Consider the following 6507-nt stretch of genomic DNA (forward strand, 5'->3'; position numbering starts at 1 on the left):
AGGAGGAAGAACAAGTGGAAGTAATAAGGATCCACCACCCATTGCAGAAAGAGTTAGTGCCTGCTGGTCCAGTAGTGCTCGCAATGGGCTTCTTCGATGGTGTTCATCGTGGTCACCAACAAGTGATTAATACTGCCAAAAGGGTTGCTGAACGGGAAGGCCTCCCGCTAGCGGTATTAACTTATGATCATGCGCCTGGAATCGTTTATCAACAATATCCTGGTGGTTTTAAATATCTGTCAACAACGCCACGAAAGTTAAATCTTCTAAAACAATTAGGGGTTGATTTGGTATATTTAGTTAGCTTTACTTCTTCATTTGCGAGTCTCTCACCACAAGAATTCGTTGATCAATATTTAATTGGATTTCACGCCAAAATTGTGGTGGCGGGCTTTGATCATACTTACGGTAAAGCTGCGGTGGCAACAATGGCGCGTTTACCGAAGTATGCTAACGACCGATTTAACGTAATTACGGTTCCCAAGTTTACCGGTAATGGCAACCATAAGATTGGTTCACGGGTTATTCGTAAAGCTATTGATCGGGGGGATGTTGAGCTGGCTAACCAGATGCTCGGTTATTATTACACGACAACGGGAATCGTTGTTCATGGTTTGGCACGAGGACGAACACTGGGCTTCCCTACAATTAACGTTGAAACTCCTGAAGGTGAACGTCTTCCTGGTATTGGCGTATACACTGTTCAAGTCCAGATTGGTCAAAAATGGTATGGTGGGATGGCAAGTGTCGGTCATAACATTACTTTTGGTGATCAAAATAGTCTTACTGTTGAAATATACCTTTTTGACTTTGATCAGCTGGTATACGGTGAAGAAGTCAGGGTTCGGTGGTTTTATTATCAACGTGGTGAAATGAAATTTAGTGGTGCTGACGAACTTGTTATCCAGATGAGGCAGGATGAACAGTTAGCCCGCCAGAATTTACAAAAAATTACTCCTGACATACAACAACTATTAATTTAATTCTTTCAATTGAGTTTGGAAGTTGAGAAACCGTTAATTATAGAAAAGGCCAGAGAAGCATTTTGCTTTTCCGGCCTTTTTCCTTTATTAATGACGACTTGCCCGATGATTGGTTGATTGATTAATTTTATGAATATGGCGCTTAAACTTTGTGCCGCCGTCCGTAACTAACTTGAAGTGGCGCATTTTAGCGTTAAACGGGCGGTTCGATAGGCGAATTGAAACCCAGCGACGCATAATCTCTATCATTTCATCAAGATCTTTACTGAGACGCTCGTTATCGGCTTTTATTACGGCATCGTGAATATCAGTCTGTAACCGATTAATCAAATTATTATGATAGTCAAGCAGCTCCCTTGTTAGGGGGGCGTTCCTGTAACTATTGAAGAGCTTCTGAATAATTCGCATAGCATCTTCGGGACCACTTGGCTGAATAAATCGTTGCTTCTTATGTTTCATTAAAAAACTCCTAGATTTTATTTGACGTTTCTTGACTTTTACTATTCAGATTGTTATATTATACATGTGTTTAGCACTTAACCCTATAGAGTGCTAAAAGGGGAAGTGATACAAATGCTAACACAGCGTCAAAACAAGATCCTGCAAGCGATTGTACGTCAATATACCGCAACAGGTCAACCTGTTGGGTCAAAACACCTGGCAGAACAGTTGCCTTTTAAGGTGAGCTCTGCTACGGTTCGAAATGAAATGGGGGTTCTTGAAGAAGTTGGTTTTGTTACCAAAGAGCACTCATCTTCAGGACGGGTACCTTCTAAAAAGGGTTACCGTTATTATGTTGACCATTTGCTTGATCCAGAGGTTATTACTGACAATGATTTAGTAGTAATCCAAAATTCACTAGGAACAAGTTTTCAAAAGATTGATGAGATCATTTCGCACTCGGCTGATATTTTATCTGATCTTACTTCCTATACAGCCTTTACACTGAAGCCCGAACAAGCCGATGTCCGGTTGAGCGGCTTTCGGGTTGTTCCGTTAGGTAATCGAAAGGTAATCGCCATTTTAGTCACTGATAGCGGTGATGTCGAAAGTCAGGCATTTACGTTACCACGAAATTACGATACAGATGCTCTCCAGGCCGTTATTCGGATGATTAATGACCAGCTAGTGGGGCAGCCATTAGCTAACGTGATGAAACGACTGAACGATGATATTCCGCTTCGGGTGATGCACTATATGCAAAGTGCAGATGGCTTTTTGGATCTGTTTGATAGTGTCGTGTCAAGGGCAGCACGTGAGCAATTCTTTGTTGGCGGCCGGTTAAATCTCTTAGATTTCTCAGAAAAGCATGATTCGGTTGACTTACAGACACTGTATAGTTTGCTTGACCATAACGATCAATTATCTCATTTATTAGATTCAAATGTTTCTGATGATGGGGTAAACGTTAAAATCGGTTCCGAGATTTCTAAAGATAAGGCCTTAGATAATTATAGTTTGATCACGGCAACTTATGATGTTGACCAATATGGTAAGGGCATTATTGCGGTACTAGGTCCAACGAGAATGCCTTATTCACGGACGATTGGTTTAGTGAATGCATTCCGTCAGGAGCTAGCAAAACGACTCTTAAACTTTTACCGTCATTACTACGATTCATAGGAGGCGAGTCGATTGGCAGAAGACAAAGCTGCAAAGCAAACAGGTAAGGAAGCAAAGCACCAAAGTAAAAATGCTGCTTCTGAAAAAAACGACCAGTTTGATGCTAAAGAGTTACAGACTCAAGTGACAAAATTAGAAAGTCAAGTTAAAGATTTACAACAGCAATTAGATGAGAAGGACGATAAGTATTTGCGGGCTGAAGCAGAAATTCAGAATATGACTACCCACTTTAAGAAAGAGCGTGCTCAACTGCTAAAGTATGATGGTCAAGATTTAGCGAAGTCCGTTTTACCTGTTCTGGATAACCTTAAACGAGCACTGACGATTGAAGTTCATGACGAAAATGGTCAGCAGCTAAAGAAGGGGATCCAGATGGTTCATGACCACTTAATCAGTGCATTAAAGGACCACGGAATTACTGAGATTGATGCAGACGGTAAGCCGTTTGATCCGACCCTTCACCAGGCAGTGCAAACAGTACCGGTGGAAGGTGATCAGAAGGCCGAAACAGTGGTGAAGGTACTCCAGGCCGGCTATCAATTAAAGGATCGGGTTCTTCGTCCCGCAATGGTTGTAGTTGCACAATAAAAATAAGAGAGGGAATAAACAATGGCAAGTAACAAGATTATTGGTATTGATTTAGGTACTACTAATTCCGCCGTTGCCGTTATGGAAGGTAACGAGCCAAAGATTATTACAAATCCAGAAGGAAGTCGGACAACTCCATCTGTAGTTTCATTTAAGAATGGTGAAACTCAAGTTGGTGAAGTAGCAAAGCGTCAAGCAATTACTAACCCTAATACTATTTCATCAATTAAGAGTCATATGGGTGAAGCCGGATATACCGTTGAGGTTGACGGTAAGAAGTATACTCCACAAGAAATTTCTGCAATGATTCTTCAATACTTGAAGAAGTACGCTGAAGATTACATTGGTGATACAGTTAGCCAAGCAGTTATTACTGTTCCTGCATACTTTAATGATGCTCAGCGTCAAGCCACTAAGGATGCTGGTAAGATTGCCGGATTAGATGTTAAGCGGATCATTAACGAACCAACCGCTTCATCACTTGCTTATGGTCTTGATAAGAAAGACAAGGATGAAAAGATCCTTGTTTATGACCTTGGTGGTGGGACCTTTGATGTTTCCATCCTTGAATTGGGCGATGGTGTCTTCCAAGTTCTTTCTACTAATGGTGATACTCACCTTGGTGGGGATGACTTCGATAAGAAGATCATGGATTGGTTAATTGACGGTTTCAAGGAAGAAAACGGTGTTGACCTTTCTAAGGATAAGATGGCTCTTCAACGGTTGAAGGATGCTGCTGAAAAGGCAAAGAAGGACTTATCAGGTGTTCAAGAAGCTCAAATCAGTTTGCCATTTATTTCTGCTGGTGAAAATGGTCCACTACACCTTGAAAAGACATTAAGTCGGGCACAATTTAACCAATTAACTAATGATTTGGTTGAACGGACTAAGCAACCAGTTATGAATGCTTTGAAGGATGCCGACTTAACCTTTGATGATATTGATGAAGTAATCCTTAATGGTGGTTCTACTCGTATTCCAGCTGTTCAAGAAATGGTTAAGGAATTGACTGGTAAAGAACCTAACCACTCTATTAACCCAGACGAGGCGGTTGCCCTTGGTGCTGCTATCCAGGGTGGTGTCCTTACTGGTGATGTTAAGGATGTTGTTTTACTTGATGTTACGCCACTTTCACTTGGTATTGAAACCATGGGTGGTGTCTTCACCAAGTTGATTGACCGGAATACTACTATTCCAACATCCAAGAGCCAGATCTTCTCTACTGCAGCTGATAACCAATCTGCTGTTGATATTCATGTTCTTCAAGGTGAACGACCAATGGCAGCTGACAACAAGACTTTAGGTAACTTCCAACTTACTGACATTCCAGCTGCTCCTCGTGGTGTTCCTCAAATTAAGGTTACCTTTGATATCGATAAGAACGGGATCGTTAACGTTTCTGCCGAGGATCAAGGAACTCATAAGAAGCAAAACATTACTATTAAGTCTAACTCTGGCTTAAGTGATGAAGAAATTGAACGAATGAAGAAGGATGCTGAAGAACACGCAGCAGCTGATAAGAAGAAGAAGGAAGAGGTTGACTTGAAGAATGAAGTTGACCAAGAACTCTTCCAAGTAGATAAGACTTTGAAGGAAGTTAAGGGTAAGGTTCCTGAAGAAGATATTAAGAAGGCCGAAAGTGCTCGTGACGACTTGAAGAAGGCTAAGGAAAGCGGCAACTTAGATGATATGAAGGCTAAGAAGGACGCATTAAATAAGGTGATCCAAGATCTTAGCGTAAAGCTTTACCAACAAGCCCAAGGTGCTCAAGGCGGTCAAACAGGTAATGCCGGTAATAATGGCACTAACGGAAACAATAATAATTCTGGTTCCGATGATGGCAAGACCGTTGATGGTGACTTTAAGGACGTTACCCCAGATGACAAGAAGTAATTCTATCAGCCGTTAATAAACAATTGTTAAAAGCCAAAGGCCGGAGAAAAGGACTTTGGCTTTTACTTTCGTTTGTCATGTATGGTATAACTAAACAAGCAATATAAATGGAGGATCCGTATGGCAGAAGAAAGTTACTACGACATCCTAGGTGTAAAAAAGGATGCTTCTGAAAAAGAAATTAATCGGGCTTACCGGAAACTTGCAGCGAAATACCACCCGGATATTAACCATGAACCTGGTGCTGAAGAAAAATTTAAGAAGATTAATGAAGCGCATGAAGTACTGAGTGATCCACAAAAACGGGCCCAATATGATCAGTTTGGTTCAGCAGGACCAAATGCAGGAGCTGGTCAAGGATTTGGTGGCTTCGGTGGTCAACAAGGCTATGGTGACTTTGCCGGTGGCGATTTTGGTGATATTTTTAGTCAATTCTTTGGCGGCGGTGGTCGTCGTCAAGCTGATCCGACGGCACCACGTCAGGGTCGTGATTTGCAATATTCAATGACGTTAGACTTTATGGATGCTGTTTTTGGTAAGACCACAACAATTAAGTATGAACGGGATGCCCAATGTGACGTCTGCAAAGGGAGTGGTGCAAAACCTGGAAAGTCTCCCGCAACATGTTCACGATGTCATGGTAGTGGAGTCATTCTTACCGTACGGCGGACGCCCCTTGGTAATATTCAAACCCAAACCACCTGTCCTGAGTGTAACGGGACTGGTAAGATCATTAAGCCGGAAGATCAGTGTACTAAGTGCCATGGTTCTGGGCATATTCATGAACGGCATGAATTGGAAGTTAAGGTTCCTGCAGGAATTGATGATGGTCAACAAATGCGGTTAGAACACCAAGGTGATGCCGGTGAAAATGGTGGCCCTTATGGTGACCTGTACATTGTTTTCCGTGTAACGCCAAGTTGGGAGTTCCGACGTGATGGTTCAACGATCTACGTTGATCAAGATATTTCATTTGCCCAAGCCGCATTAGGTGATGAAGTGAAGGTTAAGACTGTTCATGGTGATGTTAATCTTAAGATCCCTGCTGGTACTCAATCTGAAACAAACTTCCGTCTTCGGGGGAAGGGTGTTCCCCACTTGAATGGCAATGGCAATGGGGATGAACATGTTACAGTTCATGTTCATACACCGAAGAGTCTTAATAAGCGTCAAAAAGAGGCAATGATGGCCTTTGCTGCTGCTAGTGGTGAAGACGTCAAGGGAGTTAAGAAAACCGTCCTTGACAAGCTTCGGGATGCATTTGAAGATAAATAAAGAGTCAAAATAAGCTAGTAATATGGGTATCTGTCAACTGGTATTGATGGATATCGATACCACTCACAGAAATGTGGGTGGTATTTTTTATACAAAAAGACAATCAATTCTTAAAAAGAAAAATTTTTGATTGGCAAAACCATAA

6 protein-coding genes are annotated in these 6507 nt (G+C 41.8%); 5 read left to right on the forward strand and 1 reads right to left on the reverse strand.

Annotated features, from left to right (window positions below; genetic code table 11):
• Positions 1 to 14: 14 nt before the first annotated feature.
• Positions 15 to 983, forward strand: a complete 969-nt coding sequence (gene ribF, locus HUK45_RS07380; protein WP_191911793.1) for a riboflavin biosynthesis protein RibF — start codon at positions 15 to 17, stop codon at positions 981 to 983.
• A gap of 87 nt (positions 984 to 1070) precedes the next feature.
• Here ribF and HUK45_RS07385 read toward each other — a convergent pair whose 3' ends face one another.
• A complete protein-coding gene (locus tag HUK45_RS07385; RefSeq protein ID WP_191911794.1) occupies positions 1071 to 1442 on the reverse strand; it encodes a hypothetical protein in 372 nt (123 codons plus the stop codon).
• A gap of 114 nt (positions 1443 to 1556) precedes the next feature.
• On the opposite strand from HUK45_RS07385, the gene hrcA reads away from it, so the two are divergent.
• The 4 genes from hrcA (at position 1557) to dnaJ (ending at position 6362) form a co-directional block, all read left to right on the forward strand.
• Complete coding sequence (hrcA, locus tag HUK45_RS07390) at positions 1557 to 2606, forward strand: heat-inducible transcriptional repressor HrcA (RefSeq protein WP_191911795.1); 1050 nt, start codon at positions 1557 to 1559, stop codon at positions 2604 to 2606.
• A gap of 12 nt (positions 2607 to 2618) precedes the next feature.
• A complete protein-coding gene (gene grpE, locus HUK45_RS07395) occupies positions 2619 to 3194 on the forward strand; it encodes a nucleotide exchange factor GrpE (protein WP_191911796.1) in 576 nt (191 codons plus the stop codon).
• 21 nt (positions 3195 to 3215) lie between these two features.
• Positions 3216 to 5087 carry a molecular chaperone DnaK gene (gene dnaK / locus HUK45_RS07400; protein ID WP_191911797.1) on the forward strand — a complete coding sequence of 624 codons (1872 nt, stop codon included), beginning with the start codon at positions 3216 to 3218 and terminating at the stop codon, positions 5085 to 5087.
• Positions 5088 to 5207: 120 nt separating this feature from the next.
• Positions 5208 to 6362, forward strand: coding sequence for a molecular chaperone DnaJ (gene dnaJ / locus HUK45_RS07405; RefSeq protein WP_191911798.1), 1155 nt, complete (start codon positions 5208 to 5210; stop codon positions 6360 to 6362).
• Positions 6363 to 6507 lie beyond the last annotated feature (145 nt).

The organism is Limosilactobacillus urinaemulieris (assembly GCF_014838745.1).
Taxonomy (GTDB): Bacteria; Bacillota; Bacilli; order Lactobacillales; family Lactobacillaceae; genus Limosilactobacillus; species Limosilactobacillus urinaemulieris.